Annotated in this window: 25 protein-coding genes; 20 read left to right on the top strand and 5 right to left on the bottom strand. The window is 67.6% G+C overall.

The window, feature by feature from the left end; translation table 11 throughout:
- Positions 1-111: 111 nt before the first annotated feature.
- Entirely contained in the window at positions 112-501 is a 390-nt protein-coding gene (locus PY310_RS03575) for a hypothetical protein (protein WP_275212793.1), read from the bottom strand.
- 173 nt (positions 502-674) lie between these two features.
- On the opposite strand from PY310_RS03575, the gene PY310_RS03570 reads away from it, so the two are divergent.
- Positions 675-1,154 (top strand): YybH family protein, encoded by a 480-nt coding sequence (locus PY310_RS03570; RefSeq protein WP_275212792.1) that lies wholly within the window; start codon positions 675-677, stop codon positions 1,152-1,154.
- 78 nt (positions 1,155-1,232) lie between these two features.
- Positions 1,233-1,940, top strand: a complete 708-nt coding sequence (locus PY310_RS03565) for a hypothetical protein (RefSeq protein WP_275212791.1) — start codon at positions 1,233-1,235, stop codon at positions 1,938-1,940.
- Between the two features lie 12 nt (positions 1,941-1,952).
- On the opposite strand, the gene PY310_RS03560 is transcribed toward PY310_RS03565, so the two are convergent.
- Positions 1,953-2,528, bottom strand: a complete 576-nt coding sequence (locus PY310_RS03560; RefSeq protein ID WP_275212790.1) for a TetR/AcrR family transcriptional regulator — start codon at positions 2,526-2,528, stop codon at positions 1,953-1,955.
- Between the two features lie 120 nt (positions 2,529-2,648).
- Here PY310_RS03560 and PY310_RS03555 point away from each other — a divergent pair, with 120 nt between their 5' ends.
- The 11 genes from PY310_RS03555 (at position 2,649) to mgtA (ending at position 13,371) form a co-directional block, all read left to right on the top strand.
- Positions 2,649-3,164, top strand: a complete 516-nt coding sequence (locus PY310_RS03555; protein ID WP_275212789.1) for a cupin domain-containing protein — start codon at positions 2,649-2,651, stop codon at positions 3,162-3,164.
- A gap of 256 nt (positions 3,165-3,420) precedes the next feature.
- Complete coding sequence (locus PY310_RS03550; protein ID WP_275212788.1) at positions 3,421-3,723, top strand: urease subunit gamma; 303 nt, start codon at positions 3,421-3,423, stop codon at positions 3,721-3,723.
- Between the two features lie 10 nt (positions 3,724-3,733).
- Positions 3,734-4,063 carry an urease subunit beta gene (locus PY310_RS03545; protein ID WP_275212786.1) on the top strand — a complete coding sequence of 110 codons (330 nt, stop codon included), beginning with the start codon at positions 3,734-3,736 and terminating at the stop codon, positions 4,061-4,063.
- The gene (gene ureC, locus PY310_RS03540) at positions 4,060-5,817 is read left to right on the top strand and encodes an urease subunit alpha (protein ID WP_275212785.1); all 1,758 of its coding nucleotides are present in this window, start codon (positions 4,060-4,062) and stop codon (positions 5,815-5,817) included. Before PY310_RS03545 ends, ureC begins: the two co-directional genes overlap by 4 nt.
- A gap of 10 nt (positions 5,818-5,827) precedes the next feature.
- Positions 5,828-6,310, top strand: a complete 483-nt coding sequence (gene ureE, locus PY310_RS03535) for an urease accessory protein UreE (RefSeq protein ID WP_275212784.1) — start codon at positions 5,828-5,830, stop codon at positions 6,308-6,310.
- The gene (locus PY310_RS03530) at positions 6,291-6,971 is read left to right on the top strand and encodes an urease accessory protein UreF (RefSeq protein ID WP_275212783.1); all 681 of its coding nucleotides are present in this window, start codon (positions 6,291-6,293) and stop codon (positions 6,969-6,971) included. Before ureE ends, PY310_RS03530 begins: the two co-directional genes overlap by 20 nt.
- A 12-nt stretch (positions 6,972-6,983) precedes the next feature.
- A complete protein-coding gene (gene ureG, locus PY310_RS03525; protein WP_275212782.1) occupies positions 6,984-7,601 on the top strand; it encodes an urease accessory protein UreG in 618 nt (205 codons plus the stop codon).
- A 134-nt stretch (positions 7,602-7,735) separates the two neighbouring features.
- On the top strand, positions 7,736-8,566 hold the full coding sequence (locus PY310_RS03520; RefSeq protein WP_275212781.1) for an urease accessory protein UreD: 831 nt from the start codon (positions 7,736-7,738) through the stop codon (positions 8,564-8,566).
- Complete coding sequence (locus PY310_RS03515; protein WP_275212779.1) at positions 8,566-9,600, top strand: HoxN/HupN/NixA family nickel/cobalt transporter; 1,035 nt, start codon at positions 8,566-8,568, stop codon at positions 9,598-9,600. The genes PY310_RS03520 and PY310_RS03515 overlap by 1 nt, the downstream gene beginning before the upstream one ends.
- Positions 9,597-10,526: an urea transporter gene (locus PY310_RS03510; RefSeq protein ID WP_275212778.1), complete on the top strand. Its 930-nt coding sequence runs from the start codon at positions 9,597-9,599 to the stop codon at positions 10,524-10,526. The genes PY310_RS03515 and PY310_RS03510 overlap by 4 nt, the downstream gene beginning before the upstream one ends.
- A 130-nt stretch (positions 10,527-10,656) precedes the next feature.
- Positions 10,657-13,371, top strand: coding sequence for a magnesium-translocating P-type ATPase (gene mgtA / locus PY310_RS03505; RefSeq protein WP_275212777.1), 2,715 nt, complete (start codon positions 10,657-10,659; stop codon positions 13,369-13,371).
- Positions 13,372-13,455: 84 nt separating this feature from the next.
- Here mgtA and PY310_RS03500 read toward each other — a convergent pair whose 3' ends face one another.
- Both PY310_RS03500 and PY310_RS03495 read right to left on the bottom strand, forming a co-directional pair.
- Positions 13,456-14,220 (bottom strand): alpha/beta fold hydrolase, encoded by a 765-nt coding sequence (locus tag PY310_RS03500; RefSeq protein WP_275212776.1) that lies wholly within the window; start codon positions 14,218-14,220, stop codon positions 13,456-13,458.
- 57 nt (positions 14,221-14,277) lie between these two features.
- A complete protein-coding gene (locus PY310_RS03495) occupies positions 14,278-14,955 on the bottom strand; it encodes a TetR/AcrR family transcriptional regulator (protein ID WP_275212775.1) in 678 nt (225 codons plus the stop codon).
- Between the two features lie 99 nt (positions 14,956-15,054).
- On the opposite strand from PY310_RS03495, the gene PY310_RS03490 reads away from it, so the two are divergent.
- The 6 genes from PY310_RS03490 to PY310_RS03465 all read left to right on the top strand — a co-directional run bounded on the left by PY310_RS03490 (position 15,055) and on the right by PY310_RS03465 (position 18,924).
- Positions 15,055-15,501, top strand: a complete 447-nt coding sequence (locus PY310_RS03490) for a nuclear transport factor 2 family protein (RefSeq protein WP_275212774.1) — start codon at positions 15,055-15,057, stop codon at positions 15,499-15,501.
- Positions 15,498-16,364, top strand: coding sequence for an SDR family oxidoreductase (locus PY310_RS03485; protein WP_275212772.1), 867 nt, complete (start codon positions 15,498-15,500; stop codon positions 16,362-16,364). The genes PY310_RS03490 and PY310_RS03485 overlap by 4 nt, the downstream gene beginning before the upstream one ends.
- A 119-nt stretch (positions 16,365-16,483) precedes the next feature.
- Positions 16,484-16,960: a hypothetical protein gene (locus PY310_RS03480; protein ID WP_275212771.1), complete on the top strand. Its 477-nt coding sequence runs from the start codon at positions 16,484-16,486 to the stop codon at positions 16,958-16,960.
- On the top strand, positions 16,957-18,186 hold the full coding sequence (locus PY310_RS03475; protein ID WP_275212769.1) for an Nramp family divalent metal transporter: 1,230 nt from the start codon (positions 16,957-16,959) through the stop codon (positions 18,184-18,186). The genes PY310_RS03480 and PY310_RS03475 overlap by 4 nt, the downstream gene beginning before the upstream one ends.
- Positions 18,183-18,590 (top strand): hypothetical protein, encoded by a 408-nt coding sequence (locus PY310_RS03470; protein WP_275212768.1) that lies wholly within the window; start codon positions 18,183-18,185, stop codon positions 18,588-18,590. Before PY310_RS03475 ends, PY310_RS03470 begins: the two co-directional genes overlap by 4 nt.
- Positions 18,577-18,924: a PRC-barrel domain-containing protein gene (locus PY310_RS03465; protein ID WP_275212767.1), complete on the top strand. Its 348-nt coding sequence runs from the start codon at positions 18,577-18,579 to the stop codon at positions 18,922-18,924. Before PY310_RS03470 ends, PY310_RS03465 begins: the two co-directional genes overlap by 14 nt.
- 32 nt (positions 18,925-18,956) lie before the next feature.
- Here PY310_RS03465 and PY310_RS03460 read toward each other — a convergent pair whose 3' ends face one another.
- Positions 18,957-20,027, bottom strand: a complete 1,071-nt coding sequence (locus tag PY310_RS03460; protein ID WP_275212766.1) for a tellurite resistance/C4-dicarboxylate transporter family protein — start codon at positions 20,025-20,027, stop codon at positions 18,957-18,959.
- Positions 20,028-20,318: 291 nt separating this feature from the next.
- On the opposite strand from PY310_RS03460, the gene PY310_RS03455 reads away from it, so the two are divergent.
- Positions 20,319-20,522, top strand: a complete 204-nt coding sequence (locus tag PY310_RS03455) for a cold-shock protein (RefSeq protein ID WP_066274236.1) — start codon at positions 20,319-20,321, stop codon at positions 20,520-20,522.
- The last annotated feature ends 99 nt before the right edge of the window (positions 20,523-20,621 follow it).

Here is a 20,621-nt window from a genome sequence, read left to right as displayed (position 1 = left end):
ACTGCCAGCAGTAGCCGCTCCGCTGCACCAGGGGGCGGCTACTGTCATGCCGCCCCACCGGCCACCGCGCGGTGAGCACCGCCGTGGGTGGTGACGAGCGGACCGGCGGCCCTACCTACGGGAGCTCAGTGCGTCGAACTGCTCCTGCCAGAGCGCTAACTCTTCGTCTACATAGCGCCGATGAGCCGGGGTCCACTTGGGCCAGATATCCGCCTGCGCCCGGGCCTGGGACGTGGTGTGGACCGGCGGCGGAGTCCGGTCCCGGTTGGGCAACAGGGCCGGTGGCGGACCTTGGCGGGGGAGATGGTGGCGGGGGAGAGGGTGCGGGACCTGCGGCGGGGTCCGCAGGCCGGCGGCGACTGGCCCCTGAACGGGGCGCTGGAGGAAGCTGGCCAGAGCGAGCGCCAGCCTGGATGCGGCCCAGACAACGCCGGCCAGCACCATCACAACAAAGAGGAACGCAACCCAAAGCAGGAGCCCGATGGCTGGGAAGACCAACATGCTCCATTTTAGCCTCCCGGCCCTCCATTGCGGCAGGTTCATTTTGGGCCGGTGAGCGTTCCGCGGCGGCCACAGCCGGCCGCCGGCGGACAGTCCGCGGCCGGCCTTGACCCCTGGTTCGGCTGATCCTACGGTGACTGAATCAGGCGATCCAGCGGACCCCGGAGGCGGTCATGGCAGACAAGGAAAGCACCATCTCCAGCCTTGTGGCACGGCATGAACTTGCCGCGAGCGCCATCCATCGCGGCGATCCCGGCCCGCTGATCGGGCTGTTGTCCGAGGACGGTCCCACCACACTTTTCCCGGCTGTCGCGCCCGGGAAGAGCGGCTGGGTGGACGTCAGTGCTACGTTCCGCTGGGTGTCCGCCCGGTTTGCTGACGGAACGCCCGTGGTCTACGAACTGGTGGCCGCCGATGTCAGCGGTGACCTCGCGTACACGGTGGGCTACGAAAGATCGGCCGTCTCCGTGGATGGCGGCCCGCTGGAAGAGGAACTGGTCCGGGTCACCCACATCTACCGCCGGGAAAACGGGGAGTGGCGGCTGGCCCACCGCCATGGCGATACGGGCCAGCACGTCAGCCCGGGCCTCACCAGCCTCCTGAGCCAGGCCATGCCGGACAAGCCCCGCCCCGGCTCCGGCGGCCGGACTTAAGTCCCTGTTTGGGAGGCCCCCTGCGGCGTAACTTGAAAGCAGGGTCCACCGAACCGGGCCCGCGTCCAAGGGGGCATCATGACCAGGCCCAGGCTGTCCGCACTCAGCGTTTTGGCGGTTGGCGCGCTGTTTGCGCTCGCGGGCTGCTTCGGTCCGCCGGCCCCGGCACCCACCAGCAGCTCCCCGGCCCCCGCTGCGTCGGCAACCCCGTCCGCGGCGCCGGGCACCACGGCGGGCCCGACGGCGGCGACCAGCGCCCCGGCGACCGTTTCCCCCACGGCCACCGCACCGCCGTCGTCCGCCCCCGCAGGCCCGCCCGCCGGCCCTTCAGAGAGCCCGCAACCCGCTCCGGAGCCCACCTTCACGGGGTTCCCGGAGCAGGTGGCCCCGCTGACGGTCTACTACGTCGCCGTCGGTGACAACGGCGCCTCGGGGCCGAAGATCGGCTGCGGCGACAGCCTGGTGGCCACCACCACCGCCCCGGTCCGCTTCCGGGACGAGGTGGGCCCCAGTATTGGCGCCCTGCTCGCGAACAAGAACCGCGACGTCGGCATGTCCGGGCTGGTGAACGTGCTGTACCAGTCGAGCCTGACCTACCTCGGCGGCGAACTGGACGGCAGCACCATCACCATCTACCTTTCCGGGCAGTTCATGCTGGGGGGCGAGTGCGACATCCCGCGCGCGAAGGCCCAGCTGGAGTACACCGCCATGGCCGCGTCCGCCGCCACCAGCGCCCGGGTGTTCGTCAACGGCCGCCCCATCGACGAGGTCCTCAGCCTCAAGTAGCGCATGGCACCTTCAGCAGGGCTGCTGCAGGCCTGCCGTCATTGCTGCCAGCCCCGTCATGGCCTGGACGGCGTCGTCATTGGAAAGTCCGTTGTCGTGGCAGAGAGACCGCCACGTCCAGAAAGAAACGGAATGCGCGACGACGGCGCGTAACCGGCCGCTGTCCGGTTCCGGAAACGGCTCCAGAAGCCGGTCGCGGAAGAAGTTGTTGCGCTGGGCGAGGTCTGAGCGGTGGCCTTCCGGAAGGGCGGCCCAATCGCCATAGATGCGCCTGAGCATCGGCTCGCCGTCGCGATAAAACCGGTAAAGGTCGGCCAGGCCGGCGTGCAGGCGCGTGAGCGGGTCCGTGAGCTCGGACCAGGCGGCGGGATCCGGCAGCTGCTGCTGGGAGAGCCAGTGCGAGGAGCAGGCGGAAAACAGCGCTGCGTCGTCCGCAAAATGCCGGTAGACCGTCAGGCGCGTCACCCCCGCCTGCTCGGCCACGCCCGCAATGGTGGTCTTGGCGGGGCCGACTGACCCGTGCAGTGCCACCGCTGCGTCCACGATCCGCTGGCGCGTGGTTTCCACCTGCTCGGCACGCTTATTCATCTGGTACCGGCGGGCTTTGGTTGAACGGCCCTGTTCACTCAAACTGTTGACACCCGTCCTGTCGCGGCTGGATAATTCGATGTACACAAGTGTATATCGAATAAGAAAAGGTGGGATGTCATGAGCGCTGAAGAGGCTCCACGGCTCACTGTCGTGCAGCCAGGAAAAGGACGCCACGGCAGCCTTGGAACAATCGGGGTTGTCTTCAAACTGTTCGGCGAACATACCAACGAACAGATCTCCATCGTGGAGCATCCCTTCCCGGTAGGGGCCCTCGTTCCACCGCATAAGCACACGCGCGAGGATGAGTACTCGATCGTCCTCGAAGGCGAAATCGGGTTCCGCTCCGGTGAGCGGGAGGCGGTCCTGGGCGCCGGCGGCTACATCACCAAGCCACGCGGCGAGCTGCACACCATGTGGAACGCCGGCAAAGTTCCCGCGCGGATGATCGAAGTGATCAGTCCTGCGGGGTTCGAGCATTTCTTCTGGGGGCTGGCCGATCAGCTTGAATCCGGCGGTCCACCGGACCCTGAAGCCATCGGCAAACTCGCCGCTGAATACGGTCTCCAGTTTGGCGAGGCGCCATGGCTGCCGGGCATCATCGCCCGGTACGGCCTGAATCCCCCCATGGGCTGACGGGAAAAGTGACCGGCCGCTCCCGGTGCACCCCCGTGAGACCCCTCGTGAGACCCCTGCCAAGCGGCATTCAAGCTCTTCACAGCTGGCCATCAGGTTTCACGGAGGATCCAAACACACCACCACGATCATTGCCTGCGCCCGGCTTTGAGGCATATAACCGTAAAGGCTGCTCCGCTCGTCCCCGGCTGTTCCAAGCACGGAGGATCTGACGTCCGGTTTTCCGCGGCCCTGACCTTTTCGTGAAGGAGAAGCAATGCATCTTTTGCCTCGTGAGCAGGAAAAACTCATGATCGTTGTTGCCGCCGATCTGGCCCGTCGCCGGCAGTTCCGGGGCTTGAAGCTGAACTTCCCCGAGGCTGTTGCCCTGATCAGTTACGAACTGATCGAAGGGGCCCGCGACGGCCGGACCGTGGCGGACCTGATGAGCTACGGCACCACGCTGCTCACCCGCGACGACGTCATGGAAGGGGTGCCCGAGATGATCCACGATGTCCAGATCGAAGCGACCTTCCCGGACGGCACCAAGCTCGTCACCGTTCACGATCCCATCCGATAGGAGCCCGTCCATGATCCCCGGAGAATACGTCCTCAATTCCGAACCGGTGACGCTCAACGCGGGACGGGACGCCATTGACGTCCATGTCACCAACACCGGAGACCGGCCCATCCAGGTCGGTTCGCATTACCACTTCGCCGAAGCCAACGCCGCCCTGGACTTTGACCGCGCGGCCGCCTACGGCCGCCGGCTGGACATCCCGGCAGGCACCGCCGCCCGGTTCGAGCCCGGCGACAGCAGGCCGGTCCGGCTGATTGAACTGGCAGGCAACCGCGAGGTCTACGGGCTCAGCAACGCCGTCAACGGCCCCCTCTCCCAGAACCAAGGAGCCCGCAAATGAGCCTTGAAATTCCCCGCAAGCAGTACGCGGACCTGTACGGCCCCACCACGGGAGATGCCATCCGGCTGGCTGACACTGAACTGTTCCTAGAGATCGAGAAGGACCTCACCGTCTACGGCGAGGAAGTGGTGTTCGGCGGCGGCAAGGTGATCCGTGACGGCATGGGCCAGAACGGCCAGGTCACCCGGGACGAAGAGGTCCCGGACACCGTCATCACCAACGCGATCATCCTGGACTACACGGGCATCTACAAGGCGGACGTCGCCCTCAAAGACGGCCATATCGTCAAAATCGGCAAGGCCGGCAACCCCCAGATCACCGACGGCGTGGACATCGTGATCGGGGCCAGCACCGAGATCATCGCCGGGGAGCGGAAGATCCTCACCGCCGGCGGCATCGACACCCACATCCACTTCATCTCCCCGGACCAGGTCCCCACCGCACTGTGCAGCGGTATCACCACCATGGTGGGCGGCGGCACCGGCCCGGCCGACGGCACCAAAGCCACCACCATCACCCCGGGCAAATGGCACATCCAGCGCATGCTGCAGGCCATCGAGGGGCTTCCCATCAACGTGGGCCTCTTCGGCAAGGGCCACGCGTCCGCCGTCGAGCCTTTGGCCGAGCAGATCCGGGCCGGGGCCATCGGGCTCAAAGTCCACGAGGACTGGGGCGCCACCACGTCCTCGATCGACACGTCGCTGAAGGTCGCCGACGAGTACGACGTCCAGGTGGCCATCCACACCGACACCCTGAACGAGTGCGGCTTCGTGGAGGACACCATCCGGGCCATCGATGGCCGCGTCATCCACACATTCCACACCGAAGGCGCCGGCGGCGGCCACGCGCCGGACATCATCAAGATCGCCGGCCTGCCCAACGTCCTGCCCGCGTCCACCAACCCCACCCTGCCCTACACGCGGAACACCATCGAAGAGCACCTGGACATGCTGATGGTGTGCCACCACCTCAGCCCGGCCATCCCCGAGGACGTGGCGTTCGCCGATTCCCGCATCCGCGCCGAGACCATCGCCGCCGAGGACGTCCTGCAGGACCTGGGCATTTTCGCGATCACCTCCTCCGACTCGCAGGCCATGGGCCGTGTGGGCGAAGTGGTGACCCGCACCTGGCAGGTGGCGGACAAGATGAAGCGGCAGCGCGGCGTTTTGAAGGACCCGCGGGGGGAAAGCGCAGCCGGCGAGCACGGTGCCGGGAACGGTGCCGGGGCCGAGAGCGACAACTTCCGGCTCAAGCGCTACATCGCGAAGTACACCATCAACCCGGCCATCGCGCAGGGCATGGCGGACGCCATTGGCTCGATCGAAGTGGGCAAGTTCGCGGACCTGGTGCTTTGGGATCCGGCGTTCTTCGGCGTCAAGCCCGAAGTGGTCCTCAAGGGCGGCCAGATCGCCTACGCGCTGATGGGCGATTCCAACGGCTCCATCCCCACCCCGCAGCCCCGCACCATGCGGCCCATGTACGCCACCCTGGGCAAGGCCCTGCAAAAGTCCTCCATCACGTTCCTGTCCAAGGCGGCGATCGAGGCCGGCGTGCCGGAAGAGCTCGGACTGGAGCGGGTCATCCGCCCGGTTTCCGGCATCCGCACCCTGACCAAGGCGGACCTGAAGCACAACAACGCCACGCCGGACATCGAGGTGGACCCGGAGACATACAAGGTGACGGTGGACGGCGAGGATGTCACCTGCGAGCCGTCCGACGAACTGCCCATGGCCCAGCGCTACTTCCTCTTCTAGGAGCGGCTTTGTGATTATCGAAAAAGTCCTGGGCAACCTGCACGATCTGCCGCCGGACGCGGGGGAGTACGCGGGCCTGCACCGGGAGAAGGTGGTCCTGCCCAGCGCCGAGCTGGTCAAACGGATCCAGCGCGTCACCACCGACCACGGCAAGGAGCTCGGCATCCGCCTGCCCGCAGGGTCTGCGGACCTGCGCGACGGCGACATCCTGCACGTGGCGGACACCAACATGATCGTGGTCTCCGTCCTGCCCACCGATGTCCTGGTCATCGCGCCGCGGTCCATCCACGAAATGGGGGTAGTGGCGCACTCGCTGGGCAACCGGCACCTGCAGGCCCAGTTCTTCGACTCGTCCTCGGAGTACGGGGCCGAGGTCATGGTCTGCGCCTACGACCACACCGTGGAGGACTACCTCAAGCACGTCGGGGTTCCCTACAACCGGCAGGAACGGGTCATGCCTGTTCCTTTCCGCCATGCCGAACACTCGCACTAGCTACCAGCTCGGGCTCCAGCAGCTGACGGACTCCGCACTTCCCACCGGGGCGTTCGCGCACTCGCTCGGGTTCGAGGGGTACATCGAGCGCGGGCTGATCCACGACGCCGATTCGTTCGGGCGCTGGCTCTCCGCCTTTGTGGGGCAGCAGCTGACCTACTCGGACGGGATGGCCATCCGCCTCCTCTACGACGGAACACCCGTGGCGGAACTGGATCCCGTGCTCACGGCACAGCTCCTGCCCCGGCAGGTGCGTGAGGCCAGCATCACCATGGGCGGCCGGCTGCTGGAGATCGGCGGCCAGGTCTTTCCGTCGCCCGGGCTGGCGGAGTACACCGGCCTGGTGAGCACCGGCCGCGCCGCAGGCCACCAGCCGCTGGCGTTCGCCGTCGTCGCCCGTTCCCTGGGTGTGCCGCTGGCGGAGGCGCTCGCCGCGTACCTTTTCGCCGCGGTCACGTCGCTGACGCAGAACGCGGTGCGGGCCATTCCGCTCGGCCAGAACGCCGGGCAGCGGCTGCTGGGGAGAGCGGCCGACGACGTCGCTGCCGCAGTTGAGCGGATCGGGCACCTGACGCCGGACGACTTCGGGGCCATGACCCCCGGACTGGAAATTTCGCAGATGCGGCATGAGCGGCAACGTGCGCGCATGTTCATGAGCTAACAGGAGGACACCATGACTGAACCCATCATTATCGGCATCGGCGGCCCGGTGGGGGCCGGCAAAACCCAGCTGGTGGAACGGCTGACCCGCCACATGAGCGGCGAGATCTCCATGGCCGCCATCACCAACGACATCTACACCATCGAGGACGCCAAGATCCTGGCGGCCAACGGAATCCTTCCGGAGGACCGGATCATCGGCGTCGAAACCGGCGGCTGCCCGCACACCGCCATCCGGGAAGACACCTCCATGAACACCGCGGCCATCAAGGAACTCAAGGCCCGCCACCCCGACCTGCAGGTCATCTTCGTCGAATCCGGCGGCGACAACCTCTCCGCCACCTTCAGCCCCGAACTGGTTGACTTTTCCATCTACATCATCGACGTGGCCCAGGGCGAAAAGATCCCGCGCAAGGCCGGCCAGGGCATGATCAAGTCCGACCTCTTCATCATCAACAAAACCGACCTCGCCCCGCACGTCGGCGCCGACCTGTCCGTCATGGAACGGGACTCGAAAGAATTCCGCGGCGACAAACCCTTCTGCTTCACCAACCTCAAAACCGACGAAGGGCTCGACGCCGTGATTCAGTGGATCCGGCGCGACGTCCTGATGCTCGACCTGGCCAAGTGAGCACGACGGCGGCCCACTCGCCTAATCCGGTTATCTCACCGGGGCCTGCGCCCGCGGGTGGAAGGGGCCGTGCCCGCTTCGCGGTGCCCACCACGCCGCGGCCCCTTCCACCCGCGTCCGCCGGTCGGCCCCCGATGGGCGTGCTGGAGCTGGTGGTCGCCGATCGCGGCGGACGTTCAGTTGCGGCCCGCCAGTACCATCAGGGTGCCTTGCGGATTTTGCGGCCGCACTATCTGGATGAGTCCGGGCAGGTTTGCTATGTCATGGTGAACCCTGGCGGGGCGTATCTTGGGGCTGATCTCTTCGTTATTGACGTTGAGGTGGAGGCGGGGGCTTCTTTGCTTTTGACCACACAGTCCGCGACGAAGGTTTACCGGACGCCCGGGTCTTTTGCCGAGCAGCGGATGACCTTGCGGCTCGGCGACAATGCGCAGCTGGAGCTGGCCCCGGACCAGCTGATCGCCTACCGGGAGGCCAGCTACCGGCAACGTACCCACGTGACCGTCTGCCCGACGTCGAGCCTGATCATGGCCGAGGTGGTGACTCCCGGCTGGTCACCTGACGGGTCCTCGTTCAAGTACGAGGAACTGCGGCTCCGGAACGAAATCCATGTGGCCGGCACCCACGGCACGCAGCTGCTCGCGCTGGACAACCTGCTCATCCGGCCCCCGCTCGCGGATGTCACCGGGATGGGCTTCATGGAAGGGTTCAGCCACCTGGGCTCCCTGATCGCGGTGGACCCGCGGGTGGACCAGGCGCTCGCCGACGACCTCCATGCGCTGGCCGCCGGACACGACGCTCACACCGGCGTGTCGCTGACCGCCCGGCAGGCGGGCACTGCGGCGCTCGTCCTGCGTTCCCTGTCCAACAGCACAGGGGAACTCAACCGGCTCCTCCGGGCCTGCACCGGCTTGCTGCGCGAACGCTGGTACGGGCGGGCACCAATGGACCTCAGGAAATACTGATGACCACCTTGAGTGATGTGGCCGTCCTGTACCGGCAGCGCGAGCAACTGCCGGCCAGGACCCGCATGCTCGTGGTGGCTGCCGCCGTCGTCCTGCTCCACTGCACCGCCGCGGCGCTGCTGGCGATCGGTACCGCAACAGCCCGGCCCCTCGCGCTGGGGCTGGTCTTCACCGCCTACCTCGCGGGGGTGAAACACAGCTACGACTGGGACCACATCTCAGCCATAGACAACTCCACCCGCAGGTTCGTGGCGCAGCACAAGGACCCGGTCAGCGTGGGATTTGCCTTCAGCCTAGGCCACAGCTCTGTGGTGATGCTGGCCGGGCTGCTGGTGCTGTCCGGCGTCGCCCTGGTGGGGCAGCTGATGGAGGCGGGAAGCGCCGGCAACCTGGTGCTCGGGCTGATCGGAAGCGCGGTCTCCGGGACGTTCCTGCTGGTCATGGGCCTTTTCAACGGCTCCGCTTTCCTCAAAGCCGCCCAGGTATACCGGAAGGCGGCCAGGGGAGGGACGGTCCACAGCGGGGACCTGGAGGCCAAAGGGTTCATGGCCCGGCTTTTGGCCAAGCCCCTGGCCAGGGTGGAACGTCCGCGGAACATCTACGTCATCGGCTTCCTCTTCGGTTTAGGCTTCGATACCGCCACCACCATCGGCCTGCTGGTCATGACCACCTCTGCCACGCTGGCCGGAGTCTCACCGTTTGCCCTGATGGCCATTCCGCTGGCCTTCGCCGCCGCCATGACCCTCTGTGACTCCATCAACGGGATCGCCATGATGCGGCTTTACAAATCCGCCATCGAAAACCCGCAGCGCCGGCTCGGGTTCAACGCTGTCATCACCGGCCTGTCCGCCCTGTCCGCCCTGTTCATCGCCGTCATCACGCTCGGCGGGCTGGTCAACGCCGCAGGGCTGGACCAGCCGGTCGTTGCCTGGCTGGCGGGAATCGACCTGGGGGAGGGCGGACTCGCGCTCGTTTGCACGTTCGCCGCCGTGTGGCTGGTTGCCGTCCTTCGGGGGCGGCGGCACGCCCGATGACTTCCGTCTATCTGCCCCGGGAATCCGTCGCCAGCCTCAGCTGGATTGCCGCCACCACCCGCGGCCTGAGCCAGATCTACTTCCAGGCGAACGTGTGGACGGGCCTGGCGGTACTGGCCGGGTTCGCCATCGCGAACTGGCGGATGGCTGCGCTGGCGGTGCTGGGGCTGCTCTTTTCAACCCTCAGCGGTGTCCTGTGCCGGCGCCGGCTCGGCGAACTGGGCAACGGCCTGCACGGCTATTGCGGGGCCCTGGTGGGCGCAGCGCAGTTCTCAGCGCTGGCTTTCACCTGGCCGGCGGCCGCGTTCGCCGTCCTGGGCGGCCTCGCCTGCGGGCCGGTCACCGTTGCCGTCGCCTGGCTGTTCTACCACCCGTCCGTCCGCCGGTACGCGCTGCCCGTGACCACCGCGCCGTTCTGCATCGTCGCCGGGGTGCTCTTTGCCGTCCATGCCCCCTTGCACGGGCCGCGCACCGATCTGGGCGAGGTCCCGGAGAACGTCCTGGCCAACATGGGCCAGGCGATCCTGAGCAACATTTCAGAAGTCGTGCTGGTGGACTCCGCCCTGGCCGGCGCCGTGATCCTGGTGGGGCTTTTTATCGCCCATTGGAAGGTGGGCGCGGCTGCACTGCTGGGCAGCGGCCTGGAGGCGGGCATGGATCTTGCCACCGGCTCGGATGTCCAGTCCCTGGCGCACGGGCTGTTGGGCTATTCCGGGGTCCTGACGGCCATTGCCCTGGCTGCGGTCTTTCTGCGGGGCACCTGGCAGCCCTGGGTTGCTGCCGTGGTGGGTGTTGTTGTTTCGTCGGTCCTGGCCTGGGTGATGGGCCTGACCGCGCTGCCTGTCTATACGTGGCCGTTCATCCTCGCCACCTGGCTCATGTTGGTGGTGCTCCACCATATTCCCGGGTTCAGCCCCAGGACCTGACGTCCGCGGCCGGGCGGTGGACCTCCAACTCCTGGATGTGACGGACCCGCAGCCGACATTGTCAGCTTCCCGTCGTACTCTTAGCCGTAGCCCCACTCTTTCGAAGATTGACGTGTCCGAACGGATCCGCATGCCAGAGCTGAACGTCCAGGAGCGGACCTCGCTCCAGCTGCCCATCACCGACGCCGCGTCGCTGTCCGCCACGGAGTTGCTCGAACGCCTGGGCTCAGGCCCCGAGGGCCTGTCCGACGAGGAGGCCGCCGCCCGCCTCGCGGCCCTCGGCCCCAACGCCGTCCGCACCCACCGTGCCAACGGCTGGGCTGTCCTGGGCCGGCAGTTCGCCAGCCCCATCCTGATTCTCCTGCTGATCACCGCCGGGTTGTCCCTGTTCCTGGGTGACGCCACCAACTCGATCGTCATCGGCGTGATCCTGCTGGTGAGCGTGGGCCTGGGCTTCACCAACGAGTTCCGCGCCGAGCGGGCCTCCGAGGCGCTGCACTCCCGCGTCACCCACCGCGCCGTGGTGCTCCGCCGCGGACCCGCCGGCGGAACTGCCGGAACCACCCGGGAAGTGGACGTCACCGCCCTGGTGCCCGGCGACGTCGTCCATCTCTCCCTGGGTGCCATCATCCCTGCGGACCTCCGGCTCCTGAGCACCAAGAACCTCCTCTGCGACGAAAGCATCCTCACCGGGGAGTCGCTGCCCGCGGCGAAGGACCCCGCGCCGGTCCGGTCCGGGTCCGCCCTGGCGGACCTCTCCTCCTGCGTGTTCATGGGCACCGTGATCCAGTCCGGCGGCTGCACGGGCGTGGTGGTGGCCACCGGCGGCCGCGCCGAGTTTGGCCGGATCGCCCTGGGCCTGGGCGAACGGCAGCCGCAGACCGAATTCCAGCTCGGGCTCAAGCGGTTCAGTTTCCTGCTGCTGCAGGTTGCGGTGGTGCTCACCTCGCTGATCTTCCTCGCCAACCTGCTGCTCCAGCGGCCGCTCCTGGAATCCCTGCTGTTCTCCCTCGCGATCGCCGTGGGCATCACCCCGCAGCTGCTCCCCGCCGTCGTCAGCACGTCCCTGGCCACCGGCACCAGCCAGCTGGCCAAGCGGAAGGTGCTGGTCAAACGGCTCGTCTGCATCGAGGACCTCGGGGACATGGACATTCTGGTCACGGACAAGACCGGCACCCTGACCGAGGGGCGGATCAGCTTCACCGGGGCCCTTCCGGTCACCCCGGAAACGTCCGACGGCGGCCTGCTCACCCTGGGGCTGCTGGCCACCGAGGCGGATTACACCGAAGCCAAGCTCTCCTCCGCCGGGCAGAACCCGCTGGACGCGGCCCTGTGGGAAAGCCCCGGCGCCGCCGACTTTGACCCGGCCCGGTTCGAGCGGCTGGACCTGATCGACTTCGACCACCAGCGCCGCCGCACCACCGTGCTGGTCCGGGAAGCCGGGGGACCCGCGCAGCTGGTCACCAAAGGTGCGCCCGAAGACGTCCTGGCCTTGTGCGGGCCCACTCCGCCTGCCGTGCAGGCCATGCTCGATGAACAGTTCGACGCCGGCTCCCGGGTGGTGGCCGTGGCCACCCGCGCCGCGGCGGGGCTCAGGGCGCTGACCGCGGCCGACGAGCGCGGCCTCACCCTGGCCGGGTTCCTGATCTTCCTGGACCGGCCCAAAGCCAACGCCATGGCCTCCCTGGACGAGCTGGAAGCCCTGGGAATCACCGTCAAAATTGCCACCGGGGATAACGCCAAGGTGGCCGAACGGGTCTGCGCGGAGGTCGGGGTGATCTCCGGCGGGACGCTGACCGGTGCTGACGTGGAGGCAATGTCCGACGCCGAACTCACCGACGCGGCCCGCACCGCCACCATCTTCGCCCGGGTCTCGCCCGAACAGAAGGCGCGCATCATCACCCTGCTGCGGCAAAGCGGCGGCGCCGTGGGGTTCATGGGCGACGGCGTGAACGACGCCCTGGCGCTGCACAAGGCGGACATCGGGATTTCCGTGGACAGTGCCACCGACGTCGCGAAGGACGCTGCCGACGTCGTTCTTTTGGACAAGGACCTGGGCGTCCTCGCCGAAGGCGTGCGGGAGGGCCGCCGGATCTTCGCGAACACCATCAAGTACGTCCTGATGGGTACCTCCAGCAACTTCGGCAACATGTTCAGCGCCGCCACGGCCTCCGTGGTGCTCAGCTTCCTGCCCATGCTGCCGGGCCAGATCCTGCTGAACAACCTGCTCTATGACTCCGGCCAGCTCGCCATCCCGGGCGACCGCGTGGACAACGAGCAGCTCCGGGCGCCCTCGCACTGGAACATCGCGTTCATCCGTCGGTTCATGTTCCTGTTCGGGCCCATCAGCTCGCTGTTCGACTTCGCCACGTTCGCCCTGATGCTGTTTGCCTTCAACGCCGTGCCGGGGGAGTTCAGGGCCGGCTGGTTCATCGAATCCATCGCCACCCAGACCTTGATCATCTTCGCCATCCGGACCCGGCGGGTGCCGTTCCTGCGCAGCCGGCCGTCCGTCGGTTTGCTTGCCGCCTCGCTGGGTGTGGTGGCCGTGGGAATCTACCTGCCGCTCTCGCCCCTGGCCGGGGTCCTGGGCTTCGACCCGCTGCCGGTCCCGTTCTTCCTGGCGCTGCTGGGGATGATCGTGGTGTACCTGGTCCTGGTGGAGGGTGCGAAGGCCTGGTTCTTCGCCCGGGACGCCCAGCAGGTGCCCGCCGGCCCCATCCTGGTCCGCCGCCGGCCCGAAAACCACCACATCGCCCGCCGGGCCTTCCGCTTCAGCGCCCCCGTGCCGGTGGCCGCGCCGCGGCACCGGCGGCTGCTCGCCGGGCGCAGCGCGCGGGCTTGAGGTTCGCTTCCGCCCGTGCAACGCGGGGTCAGATACCGCCCAATAACTTCCGATTTTCGGGCGTAATCTGACCCCGCGTTGCTTCTAGAGGGCCGCTTCCGCCTGCTCCCAGTGCCGCTTGAGCAGCTCGGCCACACGCTCGGGTTCCACCCGGTGCGGCGGGTCGAAGTGGTGCCGGTGGGGGAACACCTCCAGGTGGAAGTCGGGGAAGAACACCCTGGAGAGCCGGCTGGCAGTATCGCCGTAGTCGTCAGGATTGCTCAGCCCGCCGAGGGCAAAAAACACGGGCTGGCGGAAGGCGGCCAGGCTGGCCCGGTCCAGATCGTAGGTCTTGAAGGTCCGCAGGAACGCCCTGATGCCCGCCGGCCGCTTGGCCATCCACGGCGACGGGGGATCCGGCGGCGGCGGGAGGACGACGTCGGGCTTCACCCCCAGCCGCATAAAAGCGGCCATGAACTGCTCCTGCGGGAGGGTCTCCAGCTGCTGGTACTGCTTCCAGATCTCCGCGTAGGCAGGGCTCCAGTCCCAGTTCCCGGCCCAGGCCGGTTCCAGCAGCGCCAGGCTCCGCAGCCTGCCCGGGTATTTGGCGGTGAACGCCAACGCCGCCGCACCGCCCCCTGAATAGCCCGCCAGATGGAACGTGTCCCATCCCCGGGCGTCGGCCTCGCGCAGGACGCCCTCAACCTCGGTGTCCAGGCTCCAGTCCGGCGGGGGAGTGTCGCCGGCATACAGCTCCAGGTCCTTGGCGACGGCCTGCACGTCCGGCCCCAAGGCCTGGATCAGCGCGCCGTAGGCGAGGTCGGCGGGGAGCACGCTCCCGGGAAGAAGGATGGCCCGTAGTGGTCCCATGGCAGGATGCTACGCCTGGCGGAGCGCTTTGGGGAGGACGTATTTCGGGGTACGTGCTCAGGCCGGCGGCTCGGGCAGCAGGTTGGCGGCGAGCGTTCTGGCCATGAACTGCCCATAGCGTTCGGCGCTCCAGCCCCGTTTGAGGACAAGGACTTCGTAGAGTTCGGCCGAGGTGCTGGTGAACATCACGTCGGCCACCTCCTCTGCGGTCAGGTCAGGCCGCAGGAAGCCCCGGGCGAGCACCTGCCGCGCGTTGTGCAGCATCCGCCGGTACCGCGCGGCGTCAACGTCGTTCAGGAGCGCGGCCATGTCCGGATCCCCGCTCGCGGCGGCATCTCTGATGAGCAGGTAGACGGGGGAGCCGAGGGGGCTGACCTCGGAGATGAACCGGCCAAACTGCTCCATGAGTTCACGCGGATCAGTGACGGTGGCCTGGGCACGGTCCGAACGTTCTTCGGCCGGGGCGCCGCCGGCTCCAAGCAGGCTCTGCTCGTAGATGGCCCGCACCAGTCCCGGCTTCCCGCCGAAGCTTTTGTAGACGGACTCCTTGGAAACACTTGACGCCCCGGCGATCGCAGCGATGGTGGTCCGGCCGTACCCGCGCGTCAGAAACAGGTCGCGCGCCTGCGCCAGCACCAGCATCCGGGACTCTTCGGCGGCCTCCTGGCGGCGCCTGGCATCGTAGGCGCGCGGGCGGGAAGCCTCACGGTTCGATGCGTTGACCGGTGCTTCCACGAGGAATAGACTCCCTGTATCAGTTGATTACAGCTGACTGTATCAAATTCAGCGTACCAGCCTCTCCGCCTCCCGCGACGGACAACGAAGGAGCAGATCATGGACGCATCAGGTATGGAGCGTCTTCCCGAAGGCCCGGTGCGGCGCATGGTGGCCGCCGCAAACCGCCACGACCTCGACGCGATGGTGTCGGAGTTCGCCGAGGACTATGAGAACGTCACCCCGGCCCACCCCGCCCGAAGCTTTAGGGGTTCAGCCCAGGTGCGGAAGAATTGGACCGCACTTTTCGCCGGCCTGCCGGACCTGAGCCTCACCGTGCATGACGCCGCGACCGGCCCGGGCGGCAAGGTCTGGATGGAATGGAGCAACCGGGGCACCCGCCCCGACGGAACGGTGAGCAGGTCCGCCGGCATCTCCATCCTCACCGTCCGCGGCGACAAGATCGCCGGCGCACACTTTTACCTTGAACCGGTCGAGCAGGAGTCCGGGGACGTGAACGCCGCAGTCAGCATGGCCGTCCGCGGGACAGGCGGTGAACGGCCATGATCCTGGTTGTCGGCGGGACAGGCCGGCTCGGCCGAGCCCTGGTTCCCCTACTGGTGGAAGCCGGCCACCAGGTCCGGATCATGGCACGCGGCAAGTCCCAGCCCTTCCCCGCGACCGCGGCCGACGGCGTCGAGCTCCTGCGCGGCGACCTCGCCTCCGAGGAGGACTGCCGGAAAGCCGTGGCCGGGTGCACGGCGGCCGTGTTCGCGGCCTCGGGGTTCGGCATCAAGGACTCCGACCCGCGCACCGTTGACCGTGACGGCGCCATCCGGCTGGTGCACGCGGCTGCCGCCGCCGGCGTGGAACACCTGGTGATGATGTCCATGCACGGCGCCGCTGGCAACGGGCCCATCGAGTTCCTGCGCTGCAAGGCCGCGGCCGAGGATGCGCTCCGGGCATCCGGCATGGCCTGGACCGTCATCCGGGCGGGTGCCCTCCTGGAGCAGCGGCTCGCGAACATGACCGCCCCGCTCGAGTCCAAGGACAAAGTCATGGTGTTCGGGTCCGGGCGCGCCCCCGTCACCTACACCTCCGTCAAGGACGCCGCCGCGCTGGTGGTCCGTGCGGTTTCCGACCCTGCACTGCGGAACCGTGTCATCGAATGGGGATCGGCCACAGCCACGGCCAACGAGGTGGCCGAGGCCGTGCTGGCCCGGTCAGGCCACGGTTCGGTCCAGCGGATCCCCGCGGCCGCCGAGCGGGTCCTGTCCGTTGCGGCGAGGCCGTTCTCCCCGTTCCTTGCCCGGATCGCCAAGGCCGGGATCTGGGAGGAATCCGGCGGCGCAGCCTTTCAGTGGGCGCCCTCCCGCGCCGAGTTCCCGGACATCCCCGTCACCGGATTGCAGGAGGTCCTGAAAAGCTGAGCACTTTCCGGTTCCGGCGGCCCCGGAAAGTGCTATACCTAGCCTTAGGCAACTAGCTGGGGCTGCGTGCAGAGCGTTATTCGGTCGGACCCGGGGCTGCCCGGAGGCTGGAGGCAAAGATGCTGAAGTGCCCAGTCACCGCCCGCCTCGCAGCGCTCGCCTTCCTGGTCTCCGCCGTGCTCACCGTCCTCACCGGGTGCAGCGGCGGCAGCAGCGGCGGCAGCGGCGTCAACGAATCCGTCAGCACCGCCGTGCAAAACAGCTCCTCCGCCATCGCCACGTCGCGCCTGGTCCTCCAGCAGATCTCAGACGGCAGGCTCACCCGGGCCGCCAGCTCCACTGCGCTGGACGACGCCCTGAAGGAACTCCAGACCAGCCGGGACACCGTGGCCAAGCTTGCCCCCGGCACGGGGCAGGACCGTGACACCGTCGCCGCAGCGCTTGAGGTCCTGGACGGCTGCGCGGCCGCCCTGTCGACCGCCCGGAATGCGGTGGCCAGCAGCGACGGCACCCCCGCCATCGCGGACGGCAGCCGGGAACTTGCTGCCGCGGCGGACCGGCTCGCCCAACTGAGCGCAAAGGAGGGCGGGAAGTGAAGCGCCTCCTCGGCGTCGCACTCGGCGTCCTGACCGCCATCGGCGGGTTTGTGGACATCGGCGATCTGGTGACCAACGCGGTCGTCGGTTCCCGTTTTGGCCTGTCGCTGGTGTGGGTGGTGGGAGTCGGCGTGGTGGGGATCTGCCTGTTCGCCAACATGTCCGGGCGGGTGGCGGCGGCGTCCGGCCGGGCCACGTTCGAGGTGATCCGGGAACGGCTGGGAGCGCGGGCGGGGCTGGCCAACCTGGCCGCCTCCTTCCTGATCAACCTGATGACCGTGACCGCTGAGATCGGCGGCGTGGCGCTGGCCCTCCAGCTGGCCAGCAGCGTGTACTACCTGCTGTGGATTCCGGTGGCGGCGTTCGCCGTGTGGCTGGTGATCTGGCGGGTGAAATTCTCCGTCATGGAAAACGTCACCGGCCTGCTGGGGCTGACCCTCGTTACGTTCGCCGTGGCGCTGTTCCTGCTCAAGCCGGACTGGGGTTCCCTCGCCAACCAGGTCCTGGCGCCCGCGGTCCCGGCCCAGGAAACCGCGCCCACCTACTGGTACTACGCCATTGCCCTGTTCGGCGCCGCCATGACCCCGTACGAGGTGTTCTTCTTCTCCTCCGGCGCTGTGGAGGAAGGGTGGACGGTCAAGGACCTCGGCCAGTCCAGGATCAACGTCCTGGTGGGCTTTCCGCTGGGCGGCCTGCTGTCCGTGTCCATCGCCGCGGTGTCCGCGGTGGTTCTTCTCCCGGCGGGCATCGCGGTGACCTCCCTGTCCCAGGTGGTTCTCCCGGTGGCTGAGGGGGCCGGAAAGGTGGGCCTGGCATTCGTGCTCGTGGGAATGGTGGCGGCGACGTTCGGCGCGGCCCTGGAGACCACCCTCTCCAGCGGCTACACCCTGGCACAGTTCTTCGGCTGGTCCTGGGGCAAATTCCGCCGCCCGGCCCAGGCCGCCCGCTTCCACCTGGCCATGATCATCTGTCTGCTGGTGGGCATCGGGGTGCTGGCAACCGGCGCGGACCCCGTCCTGGTCACTGAATACTCCGTGGTGTTCTCCGCCATCGCCCTGCCCCTGACCTATCTGCCCATCCTGATCGTGGCCAACGATCCGCAGTACATGGGCGAACACGTCAACGGCCGGCCCGTGAACGTGCTGGCCATGATCTACCTGCTCATCATCCTGGTGGCTTCCGTGGCCGCCATCCCGCTGATGATCGTGACAGGAGCGGGAGCATGAAAACTGACCGTCCGCTGGCACCGGTTCCCCCCGTGGCGGGCCGCACCCTGGACGCGCAGCTCCATTTGATGGACCGGCAGGTGTTGGATCACGACGGCGTCCCGGTCACCACCGTGGACGACCTCGAGCTCAGCGGGCCTGCTTTGGACACGGAGCTGGAGCCCGGCACCCCGGCGCCGGTGCTCACGGCCCTGCTTACCGGTCCGGTGCTGGGCACCCGCATCTTCGGCGGCAGGCCGCCGTCGGCACGGCTGATCCGGATCCCCTGGAAGGACGTGGCCGACGTCGGCGTTGTCATCAGCCTGGGCATCAGCGGCGAGAACCTGGACGCCGGCTGGGTGGAACGCTGGATCCGGGACAAGGTCATCGGGCGCATTCCGGGAGGGCGCCATGATCCTCGGTGACCTGCTGGGCGTGAACGTCTACGACGACGGCGGCACGCGCCTGGGGCGCGTGGCCGACGCCCGGTTTGTGGTGGACGGGACCCCGCGGCAGCTGCTGGCCGAGGCGCGCCTGCTGGGACTGGTGGTCAGCCCGCACAGCGCCGCCTCGTTCCTGGGCTACGAGCGGACCGGGCTCAGCCGGCCGTGGCCGCTGCCCCGCATGCTGCGCTGGCGGCACCGCGGTTCGTTCCTGGTGCTGTGGGAGGACATCGCCATGATCGGCGCAGAGTCTGTGCGGCTGCGGCCCGGCTTTACCGCCTACTCTCCGGCCCTGGACGGGTCAGGCCAGGAGTAGGGACCCGGAAGTCGCGACCCGAAGTAGAGCTCTCAGCGCGGCGTCGGGCGGGCCAGGGTGATCCACAGATGCCAGAGCATCCCGGCAAAGGTTGCCAGGAACGCGGCCACGGCCAACCACAGCTCGGCCTGCCCGATCGCGGCGACGATGGGCAGATCCGATGCGCGGCCCAGGTAGATGCCGGCCACGGCGTACATGCCCAGCGGGAAGATGACGCTCCAGAGGCCGGGCTCGTAGGACAGCGGCACGCGGTGGATCACGTGCCGCCACCACCCGGCCGCGAGCAGCACCGGGAAGAGCCACGAGGCGAAGGACCAGAACACCACGGAGGATCCGGCCACCAGGCCCCGCGTCGCGTCCACCATCGGCGCGCCGGCCATCTCGACGATCCGTGCGCCGGCCAGGACGCTGATGGCCATGGCGCCCATGGCCACGAAGTACTGCGGCCTGAGGTCCTCGGGCCGGATGGGGTAGGTCATGAGCCGCAGCGAGACGAAGATCCCCACGGCGGCGTACAGGATGAGCCCCACGGACCAGGCCACCACCGCCACGAGGGCCAGGGCGGCGCGCCAGTCCGGCCCTGCAACGGGTTCAATGGATGCGGCCGCCACGGACACGGACTGGCTCGCCACGCACCAGATGAACCAGGTGCCGTTGGCGTCCTTGACCACCGGCCGCTCGTCCCGGCCCAGCACGGCGGTCCATGGCACCACATAGCCGAGCACCACCCAGGCGAGCACCGCCACAGCGAGGAGTGTCGCCGTCGTGCCCGGCCACCCCGCCATGCCCAGCCGCACGCCCAGCACATTGGTGCCGGCGATGAAGGTGAAGAAGCCGAACGCCCGGGCCGGGTCCATGAAGTCCCGGCGCATGTCGGGGCGGAACCTGGCCAGCCGGGCGAGGCTCAGGATGAGGATCACCGCGTAGGAGGCCGCGCAGATCACCAGGAGTGCCGCGGAAAACGCGTGGAAGCCCTCAAGTTCAAGCCCCACTGAGATGATCCCGGCGGCCATGGGGAGGGCAAAATACCCCGGGGTGAGAGTCTGCACCGACTCTGCAAGGCGGGAGCGGAGCGAATCCGGGACGGGGCGAGCCGTGGTCATGCCCCCAGTTTAGGGCTGGCACCAGTCAGGGTGGTTGTGCTGGCAGCGGCCCCGGAGCGGGGACGCTGAGGCCGGAATCCGCAGGCCCCGGGGCACGGTTCGTTGCTGTTGGTAAATAACGGCGGAAATCTCCTGTATGGTTAATCCTGTTGTTGTGTTTATGCAGTTGGTAGTTCAGGCAGTACGCGCGGTCGAAAGTCCGCGTTCTTCTGAAGTAGCGGTTTTGAACACCCCACACCGGAGGACCCGAAAGTCGGGACTTTTCCTCCACCTTCACGAAGGACAAAAATAATGGCTACTGGTACCGTCAAATGGTTTAACGCTGAAAAGGGCTTCGGCTTCATTTCCCCCGATGACTCCTCACAGGACGTTTTCGCACACTACTCTGCGATCGCTTCCTCCGGCTTCCGCTCACTCGAAGAGAACCAGAAGGTTTCCTTCGAAACCGAGCAGGGCCCCAAGGGTCCCCAGGCCGTAAACATCCAGTCCCTCTAATTCCTTAGAGATTCTGGGGCCTTAGGGTTTCATATTTCGAAGCAGGACCGGTTCAATTTGAACCGGTCCTGCTTTTTGTTAACCCCTTGCGGCGTGACG

This window comes from Pseudarthrobacter naphthalenicus, assembly GCF_029076445.1.
Classification (GTDB): domain Bacteria; phylum Actinomycetota; class Actinomycetes; order Actinomycetales; family Micrococcaceae; genus Arthrobacter; species Arthrobacter naphthalenicus.
This window is presented reverse-complemented; position numbering and strand designations above follow the sequence as displayed.

Excerpts from the sequence above, each read along its gene's own strand:
- PY310_RS03575 (WP_275212793.1), bottom strand. The coding sequence starts at position 501 with ATGTTGGTCTTCCCAGCCATCGGGCTCCTGCTTTGGGTTGCGTTCCTC.
- PY310_RS03570 (WP_275212792.1), top strand. The coding sequence starts at position 675 with ATGGCAGACAAGGAAAGCACCATCTCCAGCCTTGTGGCACGGCATGAA.
- PY310_RS03565 (WP_275212791.1), top strand. The coding sequence starts at position 1,233 with ATGACCAGGCCCAGGCTGTCCGCACTCAGCGTTTTGGCGGTTGGCGCG.
- PY310_RS03560 (WP_275212790.1), bottom strand. The coding sequence starts at position 2,528 with ATGAATAAGCGTGCCGAGCAGGTGGAAACCACGCGCCAGCGGATCGTG.
- PY310_RS03555 (WP_275212789.1), top strand. The coding sequence starts at position 2,649 with ATGAGCGCTGAAGAGGCTCCACGGCTCACTGTCGTGCAGCCAGGAAAA.
- PY310_RS03550 (WP_275212788.1), top strand. The coding sequence starts at position 3,421 with ATGCATCTTTTGCCTCGTGAGCAGGAAAAACTCATGATCGTTGTTGCC.
- PY310_RS03545 (WP_275212786.1), top strand. The coding sequence starts at position 3,734 with ATGATCCCCGGAGAATACGTCCTCAATTCCGAACCGGTGACGCTCAAC.
- ureC (WP_275212785.1), top strand. The coding sequence starts at position 4,060 with ATGAGCCTTGAAATTCCCCGCAAGCAGTACGCGGACCTGTACGGCCCC.
- PY310_RS03530 (WP_275212783.1), top strand. The coding sequence starts at position 6,291 with ATGCCGAACACTCGCACTAGCTACCAGCTCGGGCTCCAGCAGCTGACG.
- ureG (WP_275212782.1), top strand. The coding sequence starts at position 6,984 with ATGACTGAACCCATCATTATCGGCATCGGCGGCCCGGTGGGGGCCGGC.
- PY310_RS03520 (WP_275212781.1), top strand. The coding sequence starts at position 7,736 with ATGGGCGTGCTGGAGCTGGTGGTCGCCGATCGCGGCGGACGTTCAGTT.
- PY310_RS03515 (WP_275212779.1), top strand. The coding sequence starts at position 8,566 with ATGACCACCTTGAGTGATGTGGCCGTCCTGTACCGGCAGCGCGAGCAA.
- PY310_RS03510 (WP_275212778.1), top strand. The coding sequence starts at position 9,597 with ATGACTTCCGTCTATCTGCCCCGGGAATCCGTCGCCAGCCTCAGCTGG.
- mgtA (WP_275212777.1), top strand. The coding sequence starts at position 10,657 with ATGCCAGAGCTGAACGTCCAGGAGCGGACCTCGCTCCAGCTGCCCATC.
- PY310_RS03500 (WP_275212776.1), bottom strand. The coding sequence starts at position 14,220 with ATGGGACCACTACGGGCCATCCTTCTTCCCGGGAGCGTGCTCCCCGCC.
- PY310_RS03490 (WP_275212774.1), top strand. The coding sequence starts at position 15,055 with ATGGACGCATCAGGTATGGAGCGTCTTCCCGAAGGCCCGGTGCGGCGC.
- PY310_RS03485 (WP_275212772.1), top strand. The coding sequence starts at position 15,498 with ATGATCCTGGTTGTCGGCGGGACAGGCCGGCTCGGCCGAGCCCTGGTT.
- PY310_RS03480 (WP_275212771.1), top strand. The coding sequence starts at position 16,484 with ATGCTGAAGTGCCCAGTCACCGCCCGCCTCGCAGCGCTCGCCTTCCTG.
- PY310_RS03470 (WP_275212768.1), top strand. The coding sequence starts at position 18,183 with ATGAAAACTGACCGTCCGCTGGCACCGGTTCCCCCCGTGGCGGGCCGC.
- PY310_RS03465 (WP_275212767.1), top strand. The coding sequence starts at position 18,577 with ATGATCCTCGGTGACCTGCTGGGCGTGAACGTCTACGACGACGGCGGC.
- PY310_RS03460 (WP_275212766.1), bottom strand. The coding sequence starts at position 20,027 with ATGACCACGGCTCGCCCCGTCCCGGATTCGCTCCGCTCCCGCCTTGCA.
- PY310_RS03455 (WP_066274236.1), top strand. The coding sequence starts at position 20,319 with ATGGCTACTGGTACCGTCAAATGGTTTAACGCTGAAAAGGGCTTCGGC.